This is a genomic window from Kribbella jiaozuonensis (assembly GCF_005233875.1).
GTDB lineage: Bacteria > Actinomycetota > Actinomycetes > Propionibacteriales > Kribbellaceae > Kribbella > Kribbella jiaozuonensis.
The window spans coordinates 1,178,830-1,199,618 of the sequence record NZ_SZPZ01000003.1 but is presented as its reverse complement, the minus strand read 5'-3'; the positions used below and the strand labels follow the sequence as shown (position 1 = coordinate 1,199,618).

General features: G+C 68.8%; 14 protein-coding genes. 8 read left to right on the top strand and 6 right to left on the bottom strand.

The genetic code is table 11. The annotated features are described in order from the left end of the window. Window positions 1–38 precede the first annotated feature (38 nt). Window positions 39–1,400, top strand: coding sequence for a lytic transglycosylase domain-containing protein (locus tag FDA38_RS25530; protein ID WP_137256575.1), 1,362 nt, complete (start codon window positions 39–41; stop codon window positions 1,398–1,400). Window positions 1,401–1,529: 129 nt separating this feature from the next. Here the strand turns inward: FDA38_RS25530 and FDA38_RS25525 are convergent, their stop codons facing one another. The 3 genes from FDA38_RS25525 to FDA38_RS25515 form a co-directional block, all read right to left on the bottom strand. After that, entirely contained in the window at window positions 1,530–5,198 is a 3,669-nt protein-coding gene (locus FDA38_RS25525) for a S8 family peptidase (RefSeq protein WP_137256574.1), read from the bottom strand. 116 nt (window positions 5,199–5,314) lie between these two features. Continuing rightward, window positions 5,315–6,277 (bottom strand): LLM class F420-dependent oxidoreductase, encoded by a 963-nt coding sequence (locus FDA38_RS25520; RefSeq protein ID WP_137256573.1) that lies wholly within the window; start codon window positions 6,275–6,277, stop codon window positions 5,315–5,317. 87 nt (window positions 6,278–6,364) lie between these two features. Continuing rightward, window positions 6,365–8,206, bottom strand: coding sequence for a S8 family serine peptidase (locus tag FDA38_RS25515; protein WP_137256572.1), 1,842 nt, complete (start codon window positions 8,204–8,206; stop codon window positions 6,365–6,367). A gap of 253 nt (window positions 8,207–8,459) precedes the next feature. Between FDA38_RS25515 and FDA38_RS25510 the strand changes: the two genes are divergently transcribed. Further along, on the top strand, window positions 8,460–11,603 hold the full coding sequence (locus FDA38_RS25510; protein WP_137256571.1) for a glycoside hydrolase family 3 N-terminal domain-containing protein: 3,144 nt from the start codon (window positions 8,460–8,462) through the stop codon (window positions 11,601–11,603). Window positions 11,604–11,663: 60 nt separating this feature from the next. Here the strand turns inward: FDA38_RS25510 and FDA38_RS25505 are convergent, their stop codons facing one another. From FDA38_RS25505 to FDA38_RS25495, 3 genes are all read right to left on the bottom strand, one after another. Then, entirely contained in the window at window positions 11,664–12,332 is a 669-nt protein-coding gene (locus FDA38_RS25505; RefSeq protein ID WP_137256570.1) for a hypothetical protein, read from the bottom strand. Window positions 12,333–12,400: 68 nt separating this feature from the next. Next, window positions 12,401–13,318 (bottom strand): GlxA family transcriptional regulator, encoded by a 918-nt coding sequence (locus FDA38_RS25500; RefSeq protein ID WP_137256569.1) that lies wholly within the window; start codon window positions 13,316–13,318, stop codon window positions 12,401–12,403. Window positions 13,319–13,322: 4 nt separating this feature from the next. Then, a complete protein-coding gene (locus tag FDA38_RS25495) occupies window positions 13,323–13,922 on the bottom strand; it encodes a cysteine hydrolase family protein (RefSeq protein WP_170989856.1) in 600 nt (199 codons plus the stop codon). A gap of 190 nt (window positions 13,923–14,112) precedes the next feature. Here FDA38_RS25495 and FDA38_RS25490 point away from each other — a divergent pair, with 190 nt between their 5' ends. The 6 genes from FDA38_RS25490 to FDA38_RS25465 all read left to right on the top strand — a co-directional run bounded on the left by FDA38_RS25490 (window position 14,113) and on the right by FDA38_RS25465 (window position 20,789). Next, window positions 14,113–15,345: an aldose epimerase family protein gene (locus FDA38_RS25490; RefSeq protein WP_137256568.1), complete on the top strand. Its 1,233-nt coding sequence runs from the start codon at window positions 14,113–14,115 to the stop codon at window positions 15,343–15,345. Window positions 15,346–15,438: 93 nt separating this feature from the next. Continuing rightward, complete coding sequence (locus FDA38_RS25485) at window positions 15,439–17,193, top strand: sensor histidine kinase (protein WP_137256567.1); 1,755 nt, start codon at window positions 15,439–15,441, stop codon at window positions 17,191–17,193. After that, a complete protein-coding gene (locus tag FDA38_RS25480) occupies window positions 17,184–17,828 on the top strand; it encodes a response regulator transcription factor (RefSeq protein WP_137256566.1) in 645 nt (214 codons plus the stop codon). Before FDA38_RS25485 ends, FDA38_RS25480 begins: the two co-directional genes overlap by 10 nt. 96 nt (window positions 17,829–17,924) lie before the next feature. Beyond that, on the top strand, window positions 17,925–18,821 hold the full coding sequence (locus FDA38_RS25475) for a CPBP family intramembrane glutamic endopeptidase (protein ID WP_137256565.1): 897 nt from the start codon (window positions 17,925–17,927) through the stop codon (window positions 18,819–18,821). Then, window positions 18,818–19,561, top strand: coding sequence for a hypothetical protein (locus FDA38_RS25470; protein ID WP_137256564.1), 744 nt, complete (start codon window positions 18,818–18,820; stop codon window positions 19,559–19,561). Before FDA38_RS25475 ends, FDA38_RS25470 begins: the two co-directional genes overlap by 4 nt. Before the next feature lie 19 nt (window positions 19,562–19,580). Further along, window positions 19,581–20,789, top strand: a complete 1,209-nt coding sequence (locus FDA38_RS25465) for a cytochrome P450 (RefSeq protein ID WP_137256563.1) — start codon at window positions 19,581–19,583, stop codon at window positions 20,787–20,789.

Below are 20,789 nucleotides of genomic sequence, written 5' to 3'. Positions count from 1 at the left end.
GGCCGGGCTGGTCGATGAGTCACGGAGGGGAATCATCGATGGCGAAGGGCAAGCGCCGCGCCACGGGTAGCGGCTGGCGTCAGGTGGCGCCACTGATCCCGTTGGCGCTGTTCGCGAGCGCATTCACCGTCAGTGCCACGGATGATCCGGCGGTCGCCACGGCGTCGCTGGAGCAAGGTCTGTCCGGAGGTAACTCGGTCGTCGTTCCGAAGCAGCCGATCTCCCAGCCGGCCAACGTGCCGCAGCCGGGTGTGGTCGGCCCGGGCGTCGACCCTGGCGAACAACCGACCCAGGTGGTCTCGGGCCTGTCGAAGAACGGCATCCCGAACGCCGCCCTGAAGGCGTACTCCCGGGCACAGCAGGTGCTGGCCCAGGCCGACCCGTCCTGCCATCTGCCCTGGACGCTGGTGGCCGCGATCGGCCGGGTCGAGTCCAACCACGGCCGCTTCGGCGGCAACGCGCTGAACTCGCAGGGCGTCGCCGTACCGGGCATCTACGGCCCGCGGCTGGACGGCTCGTCCGGCATGGCCCGGATCTCCGACACCGACGCCGGTGCGTTCGACGGCGACGGGGCGTTCGACCGCGCGGTCGGCCCGATGCAGTTCATCCCCGGCACCTGGCGAGCCATGGGAGTGGACGGCGACGGCGACGGCGTGCGGAACCCGCAGGACATCGACGACGCGGCGATGTCGACCGCGGTGTACCTGTGCTCCGGCAAGACCGACCTGTCCAAGGCCTCCGACGTCAACGCGGCCGTACTGCGCTACAACCACTCCCAGCAGTACGTCGACCTCGTGGTCAGCATCGCCAAGGCGTACGCCGGCGGCAGCTGGATCGCGGTCGGCAACGGGACCTCCGGTGACGACGTGGACGACGCCGGCCAGCAGATCAGCGGCGGCGACATCAACGCGCCGTCGGACAAGAACCTGCCGAAGACGATCGACCTCCCGACCCCGCCGCCGACGGTGATCACCACGCCGACCGACGAGCGGGACGGGACCCGGCCGACGGTCATTCCGACCCAGCGCCCGACGTCGAAGCCGACACCTGGCAAGCCGACCTCGAAGCCGACCCCGGGCAAGCCGACCCCGACCAAGCCGACGTCGAAGCCGACCACTCCGACCACCACGACGCCGCCCGGTGTCGCGACGCTGACGACCGCGGTCGGTCTGATCGTCGGCACGGTCGGTTCCACGGTGGGCGAGCTGCAGACGGCCACGACGTACTGCCAGTCCGAGATGGCGAAGGTGACGATCACCAAGCCGACCCAGGACCAGCTGCAGAAGTGCGTGACCGCCTACCAGACCGGTGGGGCGAAGGCGGTCGACCAGGTCATCCGCAACCTGCTGTCCCTGCTGGGACTGCTGGGCGTTCTCGGTGGAGGCATCCTCGGGAGCTGATCCCCCACAGACCGGCGCACCTGCCCCCACCCCTCCCTAGGTGCGCCCCTGGCGACGCCACGGAGCACATCCCCCCGGCTCCGTGGCGTCGCCCCTTTTTAACGATCAGAACTGCTAACGATCAGATTTCTACCAGGCCCGGTCGATCGTCTGGCTGATGCTGTTACCGATGAGATCCGTCGCCGTCACCCGAATGCTCGGGTTGGCACCAGCCGGCAGCTTCGCCCGGACGGTGCCGAGTCCGCGCACCGACAGCTTCTGCCAGGTCTTCCCGTCATAGGAGATCTCCGCGGTCGTGCGGAAGAGGCCCACTCCACGCACACCCGGCTGATAAGCCGGAGTCAGCTCGAGCCACCCATCGGTGTGTTTGTAGTCGACCTGCACCAGCGGCAGCACAGCCCGGCTCTTCGTCGGCACTGACAGGAAGTGCCACGTCGTGTGCGTCGCGGTAGACGTGGTCGCCCAGCTGTTCGACCCACGCTTCTGGTCCAGCGTCAGGTCGTACCAGGCCGCACGCGCCGGCACCGCCCACTGCGCCACCGACCAGTCCGCGCTGCCGAGCTCCACGCCGTTGCTGCTGAGCTTCATGCTCGTCACATCGCCGCGATCACCCCAGCCGAACACACTCCGGTCGCCGCTCACGTACTGCGGAATCGCGATCCGCAACGCATTCTCGAACCGCGCCGGCGGCCAACCCTGCGCCACGTCACCGGCGGAGTCCGACAACCCCGGTACGGCGGGACGCATCAGCGACTCCCACCAGCCCCGCGTGACCTGCTCCCCCGGCCGGTAGCTGCGCGGGATCGTCGACTCGTACCCGCTCTCGTTCCACTCCCCAGCCGAGGTCGTCTCGTCCCAGGTCACGCCCTTGAGGTCGGTGACCAGGTAGTCGGTCCGGCTCACCGGCCCGGTCACTGCTCGCGTCGACGTCAGCCCAGTGCTGATCCCGGGCAGGTGCGCGATCCGCTGGTCGGTGTGCAGGAACCACGCGTCGTTGCGCTGGAAGTTCGTGGTCACCACGGCCGGGCGCAGCTTCGCCACGTCGTAGGTCAGCGGTCCCTTCACCGTCGACGGTCCGATCGCGACGTCGTACCGGTAGGTGCTGTCGAGGACGCCGCTCAGCTTGAGCGATACCGGTCCCTTCGCGAGGGCGGCCAGCAGTTGCTTGCCCTGTACGGAGCGCAGGAGGTAGAGCGGGACGCCTTGCTCGGTCCCGGTCGACCAGTAGCCGGGCGCCTCGTTGTAAACGAAGACCACCTTCGCGCCGGCTGCCTTCGCCGCCTGCACCTGCGCGACGATGTCGTCGGGTGAGATCCAGCGGATCAGCGCGATCTTGTCCTTGGCGCCGGTCAGCTCCGCCGGCGTACCGTCGCCGCCGTCGTACAGCGGGAGGTTCTCGTTGCCGACGTACACGGTCCGGTAGGAGCCCTCGCCGGGCGTCGGCAGCCGGCCCGCACCGGGTACGTCGACGGTCAGCTGCGGCTGGGCGAGATCCCAGCGCTGCACGACCTGGAAGGTGCCGTTGGCAACCTTTCCGAAGTCCTGCACGTAGATGCCATTGGCAACCTTGCCGTCGAAGGCCCAGCCGGAGACGGCATCCCGGTCGCCGACCTTGCGGTGCCAGGCGATGCCGATGCTCTGCGCGTCGGCCGGTCGCGGCGTCTTGATCGTCACCTTGTGCGCAGTCCGGGCGTCGAACGTGAAGGTACGGTCGGTGCCGATCCACTCGTCCGGATCGCCGAGCAACGTGATCGAGTTGGCCCAGTCCGCCTCGTCGCCACCCACCGCGTAAGCCATCACGCTGTATCGGCCGGTCGGTACGTCGAGGGTGCGGCTGCCGTTCTCGTCGAAGGCGATCGCGTTGACGTCACCGGTGTCCTGGTTCCACAGCTGCACGCCGCTCGCGCCGGCCGCGGTGGTCGCGGGCTTGCCGTCGCGCCCGATCGCCTTCACGGTCACCTGGTTCAACCGACCACCGGCGGCGAACCCGAGTCCGGTCCGGACGACGCTGCTTCCGCTGCGGGCGGTCAGGACGCCCGCGTAGTTGGCGGGCTTGGTCTTCGCCAGGTTGAGCGTCACGGCCGCGGACGCCGTACCACCGGCGGGGATGGTCAGTCGGGCTGGGCTCACCGTCAGCCCGGCCTCCACCCCCGCCGGAGACTTCGCGTCGACCGACAGGGTGAGGGTCACCGAGCGGTTCGAGTTGTTGCGGTAGGCAACCTTCCGGGTGACCGGTGCCGGTGCGGTCGGGCCGGTCCAGGACAGGTCGCCGAAGAACAGGTTGGCAGTGTCCGGGAGGACCTTCGGGTCGAGCGCGTTCGGGATGTCGATCAGGCCGAGGCCTTGCTGGTCGGTCCGGGCGCCGGCCGATGGGACGGCGGTCGAGGCCAGCGCGGCCTTCAGTTGCGGGCCGGTCCAGTCGGGGTGGCGCTGAGCGAGGATCGCGGCGGCGCCGGCGACGTGCGGCGTTGCCATCGACGTACCGCTGAGCGCGGTGTAGTACTGGCCGAGGATGTGCCCCTGCGCGGTACCGGCGGCCCGGGCGGCCACGATCTCCACACCGGGAGCAGTCACCTCGGGCTTGAGTGCGCCGTCGCCGATGCGCGGGCCGCGGCTGGAGAAGTTGGCCAGCTTGTTGTCGGCGTCGACCGCGCCGACGGTCAGCGCCTCGGACGCTGCACCCGGCGATCCGACGGTCTGCTCGGCGCCGGCGTTGCCGGCCGCGATCACGAAGAGCGCGCCGCTCGACTTCGACAGCCGGTCGACGGCCTCGCTCATCGGGTCGGTGCCGTCCGACGGCAGGCCGCCGAGGCTCATGCTGACGACCTTCGCGCCCTGCTGGACGGCCCACTCCATACCGGCGATCGCCTCGGAGTCGTAGCCGCCGCCGCTGTTGTCGAGCACCTTGCCGATCAGCAGCCCCGCGCCGGGCGCCACGCCCTTCCGCTTGCCGTCGGACGCAGTACCGAGGCCGGCGACGATCGAGGCGGTGTGGGTGCCGTGGCCGTGCAGGTCCTGGACCGCCTCGTCAGGGACGAAGCTCTCCGAGGCGACGACCTGCTTGGCGAGATCGGGGTGGCCGGCGTCGTACCCGGTGTCGAGGACGGCGACCTTGACGCCGTGGCCGTCGTACCCCTGCTTCCAGGCCGTCGGGGCACCTATCTGCTTGTCCGACAAGTCGTCGGTGGCGTGCGTGCGGCCGTCGAGCCAGATCTTCGTGACCTGGCTGGTCTTGAAGGTCGTCGGGCCGCTGATGCCGTCCCAGAACGCCTTCGCGTCGGACTTCTGCACGGTGACCGCCGAGCTGCCGACGCTGGTGAGCGTACGGCGGAGTGTCGCGGCCGCCGGCGTACTAGGGGCGCTGCGCAGGGTGGCCGGCGCGGTCAGGAGGAGGGGTAGGCGATCGCTGCTCGCGTCGTCGTACCCCTGCGCAGCGAGTTCGGTGAGGTTGAAGAGGCGCTTGTCCAGGCGGCCCGCGGTGAGCAGCGGATAGGCCTCGGACGGGATCAGGCTGAGCTCGCCGTCGAACGTGCCGAAGTAGTACGGCTCGTCGTCGGTCAGCCGGGCGGACACCTGCCCGTTGGCGCTCGTGGTCAGCTCGGCGACATCGCCGGTGACGAGCGTGATCCGCTTGACCGACGCGCCGGGCGTCGGGTTGACGGCACCTGCAGGCTGGGCGGCGCCGGGTTGCGCGGCGTGCGCCGGGGTGGTCGTCAGCAGCAGGGAACTGACGACCACCGCGGCGAGCAGACCGGACGCGGACCGGGACGATCGGCCAACTGACTTCGAGTACCGCACAGGCGGACACCTCCCGATGCCCCGACCCACGCGAGGCCATCATCGGGAGCCTGTCAGTTGCCTTCGGCCCCGGTCCACCGGTCCGTCTGACGTACACCCGCCATGACCGGTACCGGTCAGGCGAACCGCTTCGCCACGTTCTCGACGCGCTCCAGCAGATCCAGGTCGTACGCCACGCCGGGGATGTAGAAGATCACGTAGTCGGCGCCGGCCTCGAGCGAGGCCTCGACCTTGTTCGCGATCTCGTCCTCGGTGGTGATCAGGTTGTCCCGGTCGAACTTCTCCCGGTTCATCGGGCCGAGCGCCTTCTCGGTCGCCTTCTGCGGGTCGTCGCCCTTGTCGATCGGGAACACGTTGAGCCCGGTCGACTTGATGATCTCGTCGTAGTCGCGACCGATCTTGCGGCAGTGCTCCCGGAGGATGTCGCACTTCTCCTTGATCACCTCGGGGTTGCCGCCGCCGATGTTCGCGGCGTCGCCGTACTGCGCGACCAGCTTCAGCGTGACCTTCGGGCCGCCGCCGCCGATCCAGAAGCTCGGGTGCGGCTTGCGGACGCCCTTCGGCTCGTTGATCGGCGCGTCGACCGAGTAGTACTTGCCGTTGTAGACCGGCTTGTCCTCGGTCCACATCTTGTAGATGATCTCGGTCGCCTCGCGGAACGCGGCCATCCGCTGCGGGATGTCGGTCCACTCGTAGCCGTACGCCTTCCACTCGTGCTCGTACCAGCCCGCGCCGATACCGGCGTACAGGCGGCCGTGGCTGGCGACGTCGACGGTGGAGGCGATCTTCGCGTAGAGCGCCGGGTTGCGGTAGCCGTTGCAGCCGACCATCTGGCCGATGTTCACCCGCTTGGTGTCACGGGCCAGCGCCGCGGTCGCGCTCCAGCACTCGAACGTGGTGTTGTCACTCGGCTCGGGCACCGTGTGGAAGTGGTCGAACAGCCAGATCGAGTCCCAGGACTGCTCGTCGGCGCGCTTGGCGACGTCAGTCATCGCCTCCCACTGCTCGATCGGATCGGCGATCTGGGCCAGATCCATCTTCCAGCCCTGCGGGACGAATACCCCGAAACGTGTAGTCATGCCGCCATCCTTTCCGGGGATGGCGGCATCGGTCCATGAATACGAGTACTGAATTTGCACTCAATCGGACCACTACAGCTTCTTAATTCACCTCGCGCTCAGGACGCCCGCTCCGATTCCGGAGTCGGTGCGGTGCACCGCCCGGGCAGCGAGGATCGCGTTCAGCGCGATCGGCGCCAGCCGGCCACCGAACTCCTGCCGGGTCAGCGCGGCCACACCGGCAGCAGTCGGCGCAGCTGCCGACGTACCGAAGAACCGGCAAGCACCTTGCACGGTGGTCGGACAGGTGCCCGATCCGAAGCCGCCGGCTCCACTCACCGAGACACCGTCAGCGGCGGCCCAGTACGGCGCCGGGAAGCTCCGCGACGAACCGGGGACGCCCTTGCACGGACCCGGCTTCCCGCCCGGGCAGCGCGTGGTGGTGACGATCTGGGTCGGACCGGCCGCGCTGTACGGCTCGAGCGCGATGGTCTTCGGGTCGACCGACAGGCTGGCGTTCACCGCACCGGCGCTGGTCGCGAAGCCCAGGTAGTTCGAGTCCGGGTTCATCGACCCGGCCCGCTCCGGCGGGTCGATCGTCTGTACGCCGGCCGACAGTGCACGCCAGCGCAGATCGAGGATCGGCGCCTTGCGGGCGGTCGAGGTGCCCTGGACGTCGACGACGAGCTTGACGGGCTGCGCCACACCGGTCGTGTTCTCGTAGATGAACTGCTCGATGGTGTCGCCGACCCCGTTCGCCTGGACCGCGTTGCTGGCCGCGAGGCACGTCGTACCGGAGGCGTCCATCAGATACAGGTTGAGGTCGGTGAATCCACCCTGACCGGCGGTCGGGTAGACCGCACGCGGCTCGCTCCACTGCAGCGTCGGCATGAACGCGGCGCCGGGCAGCAGGTTGAGGTCGTACGACGTGTCCGCGCCGCGGAGCTTCACCACGTTGTCGGGAGCGTTCGGGCAGCCGTTGAACGGTCCGGTGACCCCGTCGGGGCCCTTGCCGGTGCCGACCGCGGTCACCCGCGGCGCGTGCCGGTTGCCGAGGTTGCCGGCCGAGGAGCTGATCCAGATCCCGTGCTTGGCCAGGCTCTCCGCCGTCGCGGCGCCGATGCCCTGCTGGAACGCCGGCTCGTCGTCGAGCGCGATGTCTTCGGCGATCATCGTCACGCCCGCGTTGGCCAGCGTGTGGAACGCCTCGACGTACTGCGCGGTCGTGTCCTGCGTACTGGCATAGGCCAGCTTCGCGTCCGGCGCCATGTCGTGGATGATCTCCAGCATCGCGGTGCCTTCGTCGTCCTCGTACGACGCTGCTTGCTGCAGCACCTGCACGTCCGGCGGCAACTCACCCGCGGCGACGGCGTCGGCCAGGTGGTCGACGTCGCCGGAGATCGCGCCGACCTTCTGCCCGCGTCCGGTCAGCCCGCGCGCCTGGGCCTTGTCGGCCTTGTGGAGCTGGACTCCTTCGGCGGTGATCGGGCCGGCGTCGACGGCCGGACGGAGCGACGGGCGCAGGGCGGTGACCCAGCCGAGGCCGGCGAGCGCGTCGAGCTTGTCGTACGGCACCGAGGCGGAGACGAGTCCGGTGTTCGGCAGGTCCGCACCCGGTACGGCCTTGAAGTCGGCCGAGTTCTTCAGCACCGAGACCCCGAGCCTGGACAGGTCGCCTTCCTGCGCCGCAGTCACCGGCGCCGCGGCGTACACCTGCACGCCGATCCGGCCGCCGTCCGTCACGCCGAGCGCGCGAGCCTGCGGGCCGGCGGCCTTCGCCTTGGCCGACGCACCGGCCTTGGCGAGCGCCGCACTCTGCCGCAGCATCGTCGGAATCTTGGCCGAGCCTGCCGGTTCCTGTGATGACGCCGCCGTCGCGGGTGACACCACCGCAACCACAGCCATCGGAACGACCAGCGCCACGCTGCTCAGCACATACCGGAGCTTCATGGAGTCCCCTCCCCCTCGTCGCCGGGACCACAGTCACCCACCCACCAACCAACTGTCCAGACTTCGCGTCCCACCCGAACGGACGCAAGGGAGAACTCTCATCGACAGATTCGAGCAGTTGTTCGCGACTGCCACGCGTGGAGCGTGAGAGCGCTCTAGTTTCGGAACCGGTGAGGTATTGACCGGTGGGGTGGGAGGGCTGAGAGTCGGGCCGAACGCGGGTGTGAGGCTCGCGCTGAGGTGGGGAGCGGCCATGCGTGGTTTGCGGCGGATTGCTGTAGTGGCGGCGGCGGCACTGGTCGCGGGACTGCTGGTGTCCAGCCCGGCGGTGGCCGATGACCCGACGCCGATCACCTTGGCGGCGTTCGAAGGGGGCGAGCCGTTCGCCTACCCGCCGAACGCGGGCATCTTCACCTGGGGCAGCGACGCCGACGACCCGCCCACGATGGAGCTCCAGACCCGCGCGGACGCCCCCGCCGGTGAGAAGGTCCTGCACGGGACCTACAACATCAGCGGGTATGGCGGCTTCAGCCACGACATCACGTACGACGTGAACCCGGCCGACTGGTCGGCGTACAAGGGGATCCGGTTCTGGTGGTACGGGCAGAACACCGCACCGCTCCCGCCCGGCTCCGGCAAGCGGATCTTCTTCGAGATCAAGGACGGCGGCGCGAACGCCGAGGCCTCCGAGCTGTGGAACACCAGCTTCACCGACGACTGGCAGGGCTGGCACCAGGTCGAGATCCCGTTCAGCGAACTGCAGTACCGCGGCGACTACCAACCGGTCGGCGGCATCGACCAGATCCTGAACCTGACCCACATGTGGGGCTACGCGTTCACGATGCCGGTCGGCTCGCCCGGCGAGTTCGCGATCGACCAGGTCGAGGTGTACGGCAAGGCCGACCCGGCGCTGAAGGCGAGCGTCATCACGGACGCCGGCGTCTACCCGGTCAAGGAGGGCGCCACCGCGCAGGTGAAGGTCTCCGTCGCCACCACCGACAGCTCGCCGCTCGAAGCACCGGTCACCGTCGACTACAAGACCGGCACCGGCAGCGCCTCAGCCGCCGACTACACACCCGTCGCCGGCACGATCACCTTCCCGGCCGGTACGGCGTCCGGCACCAGCCAGACCGTCGCGGTGACAACGAAGAAGGACCACACCGCCGAGCCCGCCGAGACCATCCCGCTCGAGCTCACGGTCACCGGCGCGAAAGCACCTGCTAACCCGGTCGTCGTCATCAACGCCCACGACCTCCCGTACCTCAACTCGAAGCTCCCGATCAAGAAGCGCGTCGACGACCTGCTTGCCCGGATGACGACGGCCGAGAAGGTCGGCCAGATGACCCAGGCCGAACGCAACGCATTGCGCTCCCGCACGGACATCGCGTCGTACAACCTCGGCTCGCTGCTCTCCGGTGGCGGCTCGGTCCCGACCCCGAACACCCCGGCCGCGTGGGCCGCGATGATCGACAACTTCCAGCTGAACGCGCAGGCGACCCGGCTCCAGATCCCCTTGATCTACGGGGTCGACGCGGTTCACGGCCACAACAACGTGGTCGGGGCAACGATCTTGCCGCACAACATCGCGATCGGCGCGACCCGCGATCCGGCGCTGGCGCAGAAGGCCGGCGAGGTGACCGCGACCGAGGTCCGCGCGACCGGCATCCCGTGGGACTTCGCGCCGTGCCTCTGCGTGGTCCGCGACGACCGCTGGGGCCGTGCGTACGAAGGATTCGGTGAGGATCCCGCGCTCGTGCAGTCGATGGAGACGGTCATCACCGGCCTGCAGGGCAAGGCCGACGGCAGTCAGCTCAAGCAGAACAACCACGTGCTCGCGACCGCGAAGCACTTCGTCGGCGACGGCGGTACGACGTACGGCAGCTCGACGACGGGCTCGTACAAGATCGACCAGGGCATCACGCAGGTCACCCGGCAGCAGCTGGAGACGTTGCACCTGGCACCGTTCAAGACCGCGGTGGATCTCGGCGTCGGCACCGTGATGCCGTCGTACTCGAGTATGTCGATCGACGGCGCCCCGCCGGTGAAGATGCACGGGAACGGCGAGCTGATCAACGGCGTACTCAAGCAGCGGATGGGTTTCGACGGCTTCGTGATCAGCGACTGGCAGGCGATCGACCAGCTGCCGGGCGACTACGCGAGCGACATCCGTACGTCGATCAACGCCGGCCTCGACATGATCATGGTGCCGACGAACTACCAGGGCTTCACCCAGGGCCTGACCGACGAGATCGCCGCCGGCCGGATCCCGATGACCCGGATCGACGACGCGGTACGACGGATCCTGACCGAGAAGTTCAAGCTCGGCCTCTTCGAGCACCCGTACGCCGACACGTCGAACATCGCCTCGATCGGATCGGCCGCCCATCGCGCGGTCGGCCGCCAGGCCGCGGCGGAATCCCAGGTATTGCTGAAGAACGACGGCAGCCTCCTGCCGTTGAACGCCGGCCAGAAGGTTTATGTTGCCGGTAGCAACGCCAATGACCTGGGCAACCAGATGGGCGGCTGGAGCATCACCTGGCAAGGCGGTTCGGGCGCGACGACCACCGGTACGACGATCCTCGACGGGATCAAGCAGGTGGTGCCGACGGCAACGTTCAGCGCGGACGCCTCCGCTCCGCTGGAGGGTCATGACGTCGGCGTGGTCGTGGTCGGCGAACGCCCGTACGCCGAGGGAATCGGTGACGTGGGCAACGGTCACGACCTGCAGCTCACGGCCGCGGACAAGGCCGCGGTGGACAAGGTCTGCGGTGCGATGAAGTGCGTCGTGCTGGTCGTGTCCGGGCGCCCGCAGGTGATCGCGGACCAGCTCAGCAAGATCAACGCCGTGGTCGCATCCTGGTTGCCTGGCACCGAGGGCGCGGGTGTTGCCGACGTACTGTTCGGGAAGGTTCCGTTCAGCGGTCGCCTGCCGGTCAGCTGGCCGCGGACCGAGGACCAGCAGCCGTTGAACGTCGGCGACGCGTCGTACGACCCGCAGTACCCGTTCGGTTGGGGTCTCACGACGCAGGCAGCGGCCCGACAGTCGTTGACCGAGGCACGCAACAGCCTGCTGCGCAAGCATGATGCCTATGCGGTATCGGCCGGCGTCGCGGCGAGCATCGCGCTCGGCGTCAGGGACTGGTCGGGGCCGCAGGCAACCATCGCGCTGGCCGCGGCCGCACAGTCCGCCAAGCTCCTCGAGCGCACCAAGGCCGACACCTTCGCCGAGGACGACGCTGTTGTCGGAGTCAGCCGATGGATCGCCCAGAACCACATCGGCCAGAACCTGAACGAACCCGCGTCCAAGCTCATCTCGGACGCAGATCACGCCCTCCTCAGCGGGCAGCTCAACACTGCGGTCAGCAAACTGATCGCGGCGTCGAAGCTCCCGCAGTAAGTGATGGCCGGGGCGGTGACCCCTCATCCGCCCCGGCCATCACGACCCCGTCCCCGTGGGTCAGCGGGTCACCTTCGCCGCCGCCTGCCGGGCCAGCTTGTCGAAGTTCGGCGCGGGCACGCCCGGACCCATCTCGCTGAACGCGAGGACCGAGACGTTGCGGCCCTTCAGCGTCACGGCGTACGGGAAGCCACCGGCCTCGCTGCCCGGGTCGTTCGGCTTCGGGTAGTCGTACCAGCGGATCACCTGGGTGAGATCGCCGGACGCGCCCTTCACGACCCGGTTCTCGGTGATCTTGCGCGCATGCGTCGGCGCCGGCTTGCTGTACGTGCAGCTCTTCAGCGTCGCGATGATCGAGTTGTACGCCGCCTTCGCGGCCGCCGCATTCGCGTACTGGCTGACGTACTGCGCGCCGTACGCGTCCATCTCGTCGGTGAACCCGCGCGCCATCCGCGCCGAGACGTGCTTGCCCTCGGTCGACGCGGGACCGCAGTACGTCCGCGGCAGGATTCCCCTGTCAACCTGCCGGAACCAGTTGCGTCGCGCGTCCGCCTTCTTCACCTCGCCCACGGTCAGCAGCTGCGAACGGCTCAACGCCGTCGTCGCAGCCGTGCTCGACGTCGCGGCATCCGCGCCGCCCATCCCCAGCACGCCGATCCCGGCCGCCATCGCGCCTACCGCTGCACCGGCCGCGAGCATCCCCCGCAGCTTGCCCCCAGCAACCTTCATCTCTCGTCCCCTCGTTGGTCGGTTGTGCACGAGTAGACGACGGGTCCGGCGGAAAAGTTGGTTCCGGTCTAGACAGAAGTTCGGCTGCGTAAGCGGCGGAGCATGCGGGCGTCCTCGAAGCCGACGGTGCGGGCGGCTGTTTCGATCGTGGTCCCGTGGCCGATGAGGTGTTCGGCGCGCTCGAGGCGGAGGAGTTGCTGGTAGCGGAGCGGGGTGAGGCCGGTCGCGGTGGTGAAGATGCGGGTCAGCGTGCGCTCGCTGACGCCGACCTGGCCGGCGAGATCGGAGAGCAGGAGGCGATCGGCGTACCGGGCGTCGATGACGTCCTGGATGCGGTGGGCCAGATCGCTGAGATGACCGCGGTGGCGGAGCATGGCCGACTCCTGCAGTTCATCGCCGTTGCGGCGGGCGTAGACGACCATCTCGCGCGCGACGCGGGCGGCCGCCTCCGCGCCGTGGGCGACCGCGACCAGGTGCAGGGTGAGGTCGATACCGCTGGCAATGCCGGCGGACGTGATGACGCGGTCGTCCTCGACGTACAGCACATCGCGGACGATCGCAGCCCGCGGGTAGCGGGCGGCCAACTCGTCCGTCAGATCGTGATGGGTCGTGAATCGCCGGCCGTCGAGCAGACCGCTCGCACCGAGCGCATCGGCGCCCGAGCAGACACTCGCAACCGTGCCGCCGCCCGCATGGTGATCGCGTAGGCGTTGGCGGGTCCCCTGGCCGATCGGCGGGACCGGCGACAACCGTGGCGATCGCCATCCAGGCACGACGATCAGGTCGCCGGGTCCCACCTCCGGCCAGTCCAACTCTGCGCGTAACGGCACGCCCTGCGCGGTCATGACCTCTTCGGATTCGGCGACGTAACTGACCTCGTAGGAGTACCCGAGGTCGTTCGCCGTCGTGAACACCTGCGCCGGCCCGGCGAGATCCAGCAGGTGCACCTTGGGCACCAGCACGAAGACCACCCGGGTGGGACGCATCCGGTCAGGATGTCACGGGTACGGCGGCGAGCTCGTCGAGTGTCCGGATCGTGGCGAACCGGCCGGCCAGCACGTACTCCGTCCGCTCGGCGACCTGCTCCGCCGTCAGGGTCCGGTGATCGGCGAGGATCTCCTCGACCGACGCCTCCTCGCGGATCGACCAGTGCGCCAGCGCCATCGTCGCGGTCGCCTCGGTCACGAACACGACGTCGTACCCGAGGTCGGACCCGACCCGGGCGGTCGTCTCGCAGCACTGCTCCGTACGGATGCCGCTGACAACGATCTCGGAGACGCCGTGCTGGGTCAGCAACTGCTGCAGATTCGTTGTGGTGAAGGCGTTGTGGGACGTCTTGCTGATTATCGGCTCGCCGGGCAACGGTTCGAGACCGTCGATGAGCCGGACGTAGCCGTTGGCCGGGTCGAACGCGCCACCGGTTCCGGGCTCGGTGTGCAGGACCCAGACGACAAGGTCACCCTTGTCCCGGGCCGCGTGCACCAGCCGGTTCACCCGGTCGGCGATGTCCGGGTGATTGACGAGTTGCCAGTTCGCGCGGGTCCGGAAGGATTCCTGGACGTCGATCACGATCAGTGCGGTTCGGCTCATGCGGACATGATCGCCCGCGGACGACGGAGGAGAGAAGGCTCGATCGGGGCCCGGACCGGACCGATCTGGTCATCACAGTAAGCAGGGTGAAGAGATCGGACGAATTCACACCCATCCGAACTGTTCCAAACACCGGTCTGGCGTGCTTATCGTGCCAAGGTCTGCTTCTACAACGATTGAGGGGATTGCGATGCCCGATCACCTGCCCCGCCGCCAGGTCCTCCGGACCGCCGGCGCACTGGGCCTCGGTGCCGCCGCCGCGGGCGCTCTCACCAGCACCGCGGAAGCCAGTACCCAGACCAAGTCCGCCGCCGGCACGACGGATAAGTTGAGCGCCATGGGCGAACACCACGGCAAGCTCGAGATCCGCAAGGACCCGTTCGGCACCACCCCGGACGGCCAGGGTGTGGACGTGTACACGTTCACCAACGGCCGGGTGACGATCTCGATGCTCACCTGGGGCGCGACCATCCAGCGGGTCGAGACGCCGGACCGCCGTGGCCGGACCACGAACATCAGCCTCGGCTTCGACAACCTGCCGGACTACGCGGCGCTCAGCCCGTACTTCGGTGCCACCATCGGCCGCTACGGCAACCGGATCGCCAAGGGCAGGTTCACGCTCGACGGGACGACCTACCAGATCCCGATCAACAACGGCGAGAACGCGTTGCACGGCGGCACGATCGGCTTCGACAAGAAGGTCTGGAAGGCCAAGGTCGTCAGGTCCGACAAGGCCGTCGGCGTCGCGTTCACCTACGTCAGCCCGGACGGCGAGATGGGCTTCCCCGGTGAGCTCACCAGCACCGTCACGTACACGCTGGACAAGCGCGACAACCTCCGGATCGACTACCACGCGACCGTCGCGGGCAAGCCGACCATCGTCAACCTGACCAACCACGTGTACTTCAACCTGCTCGGCGAGGGCAACGGCACCATCTACGACCACGTGCTCGAGCTGAACGCCGCGAAGTACACCCCGGTCGACGTGAACCTGATCCCGACCGGCGAGATCGCCCCGGTGGCCGGTACGCCGTTCGACTTCAACCGGCCGACCGCGATCGGTGCCCGCCTGCGCGGCGACCACCAGCAGCTGATCTTCGGCCGCGGCTACGACCACAACTTCGTCATCGCCGGTCAGCCGGACAGCAACGGCCTGCGCCTCGCCGGCCGCTTCACCGAGCCCGAGCACGGCCGCACGATCGAGGTCCACACCGACCAGCCCGGCGTCCAGTTCTACAGCGGCAACTTCCTCGACGGCACTTTCCTCGGCATCGGCAACAAGGCCTACCGCCAGGGCGACGCCTTTGCCTTCGAGACCCAGCACTTCCCCGACTCCCCCAACCACCCCAACTTCCCGTCGACCGTCCTCCGCCCCGGCGAGACCTACAAGAGCACCACGATCTACAGCTTCGGCACCAAGTAGGACCCGCGAGGTGCAGGACGTCGTCCTGCACCTCGCCATTGCCTGCACCGGCCAACGGGCGCACGCTGGCGGGTAGAGGGTGGGTGACGGGTTGTGGCGAGGGCGGCGCCGGCGATCGAACCGGCCCGCGGACCGGGGCCGTGGGCGCTGTGGGCGACGGTCGTGGCCGGTTTCGGCACGCTGGTCGTCTCGGTCGCCCTCGCGATGGCTGGAGACGAGCTGGTCCGGCCGGGTCTGCAGGCATTGCTCTTCAACTGGATCACCGTCCCGTACCTGATCAGCGGCACCCTCGCCTGGTGGCGACGGCCGGCCAGCCGGCTCGGTCCGCTGATGATCGCCACCGGGTTCGTCATGGCGCTGACCGCGCTGCAGTGGTCGACCGTGCCCGTACTGCTCTCCATCGGTCATCTGCTCGACCTGCTGCCGGCGGCGATGTTCCTTCATGTGTTCCTCGCGTATCCGACCGGACGGGTGGTCGGACGCCGCCGCCAGATCGTCGTCATCGCCGGTTACACGACGACCGTCGTACTGCAGCTCGCGAAGATCCTGCTCGGGATCAATCCGGACAGCCTCTTCACCGTCACGACGCGGCCGGCGCTGGCCGGCCGGATCGAGCAGGTCCAGCTGATCACGATGAGCGCCCTGCTGCTCGTCGGCGCCGCCCTTCTCCTGGTACGGCGACCGTCCGCGAGTCCGGTCCGTCGACGCCCGGTGGCGTTGCTCGTGGACAGCTTCGGGCTGGCGCTGATCATGCTCGCGATCCTGTTCATCGGCGGTCTGCGTGGCTGGCCGCAGATCGAAACGGTCCGGCACGTGACGTTCGCCGTACTCGGGCTCGCGCCGGTCGTGTTCCTGCTCGGACTGCTCGACGCCCGACTCGCCCGTACCGATGTCGGCGCACTGCTGATGGACCTGCGCGCCGACCCGGCCGGTGACCTGCGCGTGCCGCTGGCGCGAGCCCTGCACGATCCCTCGTTGACCCTTGCCTTCTGGCTGCCGAAGTACGGCAGCTGGGCGGACTCGGACGGACATGCCGTCACGCTGTCCGGTGGAGCCGACGGATCCGACGGACGAGCGACGCGGGTGATCTATCGCGACCAGGAGCCCGTCGTCGCTCTCGAGTTCGACCGGTCGCTCGAGGACGAGCACGAGTTGCTGGACGCCGTCGCCGCGGCGGCCGGCATCGCCTTGGAGAACAGCCGTCTGCAGGCGGAACTCCGCGCCCGGCTGCACGAGCTGCAAGGCTCCCGTGCGCGGGTCATCGATGCCGAGCAGCAGGAGCGGAAACGGCTCGAACGCAATCTGCACGACGGAGCCCAGCAGCGCCTGGTCGCGCTGGCCCTGGAGATCGGGCTGATCGCCGGCCGGTCCGCGGACGACGCCGACACCAAGGCGCGGCTGATGCAGGCCAAGCAGCAGGTCACCGCCTCGCTGGACGAACTCCGTGATGTTGCCCGCGGCATCCATCCTGCGGTCCTGACCGGGCACGGTCTTGCCGTCGCGCTGGAGTCCCTGATCGCGCAGGCCGCCGTCCCGGTGACGCTCAAGGTCACTGCCGAAGGAAGGCTGCCCGAGCACGTCGAGGTCGCGGCGTACTACGTGGTCAGCGAGAGCCTCACGAACATCGCCAAGCACGCCCACGCGAGTACTGCGTCCGTCCAGGTCACCCGTTCCGCCGGCCGGCTCGTCGTCGAGGTGGTCGACGACGGCGTCGGTGGAGCGGACACCGAACGCGGGTCGGGTCTGCGCGGTCTCGCCGACCGGGTCGAGGCGATCGGCGGGCGGCTCCGGATCTGGAGTCCCGCCGGCGGCGGCACCCGGCTCGAGGCGGAGATCCCATGCGCGTAGCCATTGCCGAGGACAGCGTGCTGCTGCGCGAGGGGCTCACCCGGATCCTCGGCGAGGCCGGCCTGGACGTGGTCGCGGCGTACGACAATGCCGACGACCTGCTCCAGTACGTCCGCGGCTTCCCGCCGGAGGTCGCGATCCTCGACATCCGGTTGCCACCGACCCACAACGACGAAGGGATGCGCGCCGCGCTGCAGATCCGCGAGCGGCAACCCGGAGTCGGAGTACTCGTGCTGTCGCAGTACCTCGAACTCGGTCTGGCCATGCAGCTGCTGTCCGAATCGGCCGAAGGCGTCGGCTACCTGCTGAAGGACCGGATCAGCGACGTCGAGGACTTCACCGGCGCCGTACGACGGGTTGCCGCCGGTGGCTCGGCCATCGATCCGAAGATCGTCTCCACCTTGCTGCAACGGCGGCGCAGCGACGATTCTCTGGCCGTGCTGACCCCGCGCGAACGTCAGGTACTGGAGCTGATGGCGACCGGTGCCTCCAACCAGGGCATCGCCGACGACCTGGTCGTCACGTTGCGGGCCGCGGAGAAGTACGTCTCCGGCATCTTCACCAAGCTCGGCATCCCGTCCACGCGGAGCGAGTCCCGCCGGGTGCTCGCCGTACTGCTGTACCTGCGCGCCTGACGGCACACCAGAAACCCGAACCCCATCTCCACCGGTTGCCCGGTCTGCCGAACACGTCTGCCTCCACGAGTCTCGAAGGAGACCACTGGAGGCGCTGTGAAGACCCGAATCATCCAGAACCAGCCCGACGACGACGGCAACCTGCCGCCCGCCCGCGCCGCGGAACCACCCGGCAACCACCTGTCCGCAAGGAGATCCGTCATGTCGTTCGTCCGCAACCACCCGGTCATCAGCTTCTTCGTCCTCGCCTACGCACTCACCTGGGCGACCCTCCCGTTCGGCAGTTTCTTCGCCCCGGGCGCGCTGCTCGCCGCACTCGTCATCGCGTTTGTGAACGACGGTCTCGCCGGCCTCCGGGCCATCGGCGCCCGGCTCATCCGCTGGCGGGTCCGCTGGGTCTGGTACGTCGTCGCGATCGCCGTACCGCTCGCCGTCCACTTCGTGACGATCGGGATCAACCAGGCGATGGGCGCACCGTCGCCCAGCTCCGGGCAGTTCGCGCCGTGGTACGGACTCGCGCTCGTCATCGGCATGAACATGGTCGACCCGATGGGTGGACCGTTCAGCGAGGAACCGAGCTTCCGCGGGTTCGCCCAGTCGAAGCTGCAGACGACCCGTACGCCGCTCGCCGCGACCGCGCTGATGGCCGTCGCGATCGCCGGCTGGCATCTGCCGCTGTTCCTGATCTCGTCGTACGGGCTCCAGCCCTACGAGGCCGTGACCACGGTCGCCGTCACCTTCTGGTACGGGTGGCTGTTCAACCACGCAGCCGGCAGCGTGCTGATCACGCTGATCGCCCACGCCACCGAAGGCAGCATCAACACCAGCGACCTCTGGCCCGCCGGCCCCGACCTGTCCCGCGAGACCTGGCTGTACGTCGTCGTCTGGTCCGCCGTCGCCATCACCTTGCTCATCGGCAGTCGCCGCTTCTGGACCCGCCCTGCCCCATCCGCCGCCACCTCCTCCACCCCGACATCGGAGCGTGTCTCATGACCACCGCACCGCTCGCCCCCGCACCACCAGTACGTCGATCCTGGAGCGGCTGGCGCACCCTGCTCGTCGTCGTCGGTGGCATGTTCGCGATGGTCAGCGTCATCCTGTTCGCCATCGGCGGCGTCGGCCTGTGGGCCCAGCACCAGCGCGACGGCAACGGATACTTCACCGCGGGCCCGGAGCGCCTCACCACGACGTCGTACGCGCTGTCGGCTCCGTCGCTCGACATCGGCGGCGCCGGACCGGACGCCCTCTACACCGACGATTTCCTCGGTGACATCCGGATCGACTTCGAGTCGAAGACGCCGGGTACGGCGGTGTTCGTCGGCATCGGTCGGGCGGCCGACGTCGCGGCGTACCTGAACGGTGTCGGTCACGACGAGGCCGCGGACTTCGAGGTCGATCCCTTCAAGCTCTCCACCACGTCCCGGGCCGGAGACGAGCCGTCCGCCGCTCCCGCCACCCAGTCCTTCTGGGTCGCCTCCGCAACCGGCACCGGACCCAGCACGCTGACCTGGAACACCAGTGGTGGCGACTGGTCCGTCGTGATCATGAACGCCGACGGCTCGCGCAACGTCGCCGTCGACCTGAGCGTCGGCGGCACGCTGCCCGCCGTCGAGGGCATCACGGTCGGCGCGCTCGTCGGCGCCGTCGTACTGCTGATCATCGGGACCGCCGTCATCGTCGCGGCGGTGGCAACCCGGCGCGACGCGCTGGGACAACAAGCAAGGGTTACCTAACTTGCCTAGGGTTGAGGCCATGGTGCTGCAGATTCCGTTCGAGGATGCGTTCCGGTTCGATCCGTCGCCGACGTTCGCGGAGCTCCGGGAGAACGAGCCGGTGGCCCGGGTTCGGACGCTGGCGGGTGCCGAGGTGTGGCTGGTGACGCGGTACGACGACGTGAAGCTCGTGCTCGCGGATCCGCGGTTCTCGCGGGCCGCCGTGGTGAAGCAAGGGGCGCCGCGGGTCGCGCTGGCCAAGCCGATGCCGAACAGCCTGACCACGACCGACCCGCCGGAGCACACTCGGCTGCGAAGGTTGGTGGTGCCAACGTTCGCGCACCGGAAGATCGAGCGGACCCGGCCGTGGGTGGCGGAGCTGTCGGCGCAGCTGGCCGAGGACGTCGCCCGCGCCGGGGACGGTGCGGACATCCGGCAGCTGGTGGCGTTGCCGTTACCGATCCAGGTGATCTGCCAGCTGCTCGGCGTACCGTATGCGGATCGCGCGCAGTTCCGGGAGTGGACCGAGCTCGGGTACAGCATGAAGATGGCCGAGAAGGACCTGGTCGAGGACGCGATGACCAACCTCACGGCGTACATCGAGGACCTGGTCACGAAGAAGCTGGCGAACACGGACCAGCCGGCCGAGGACCTGCTCGACGAACTCGTGCGGGCGCGCGAAGAGGGCGATCGGCTCAGTCAGGAAGAGCTGATCGCGTTCGGGGTGAATCTGCTGGTCGCCGGTCACGAGACGTCGGCGAACCAGATCTCGAGCTGCGTCGCCACGTTGCTGCGCTGGCCGGAGAACTGGGCCCGGCTGGTCGAGGAGCCCGAGCTCGTACCCACCGCGATCGAGGAGCTGCTGCGGTTCAACCGGTTCAGCGAGGTCGGTCAGCTCCGGGTCGCGGTCGAGGACCTCGAGCTGCACGGCGTACAGATCAAGGCCGGCGAGGGCGTGATGGCCGCGCTCAACTCGGCCAACCGCGACCCGCGGGCGTACAACGCTCCGGACGAGCTGCGGGTCGATCGGCAGGACAACAAGCACATGTCGTTCGGCTTCGGGCCGCACTTCTGCCTCGGCGCACAGCTGGCCCGGATCGAGCTGCAGGAGTCGCTGCTGGCGCTGGTACGCCGGTTCCCGCGGATGAGCCTCGCGAAGCCGGCCGAAGAGCTCGAGTGGCGTCGCGTGCTGGTGAGCGGTCTCGCAGAACTGCCGGTGAACCTGGGAGGTCCACCGGCAGCTGGATGA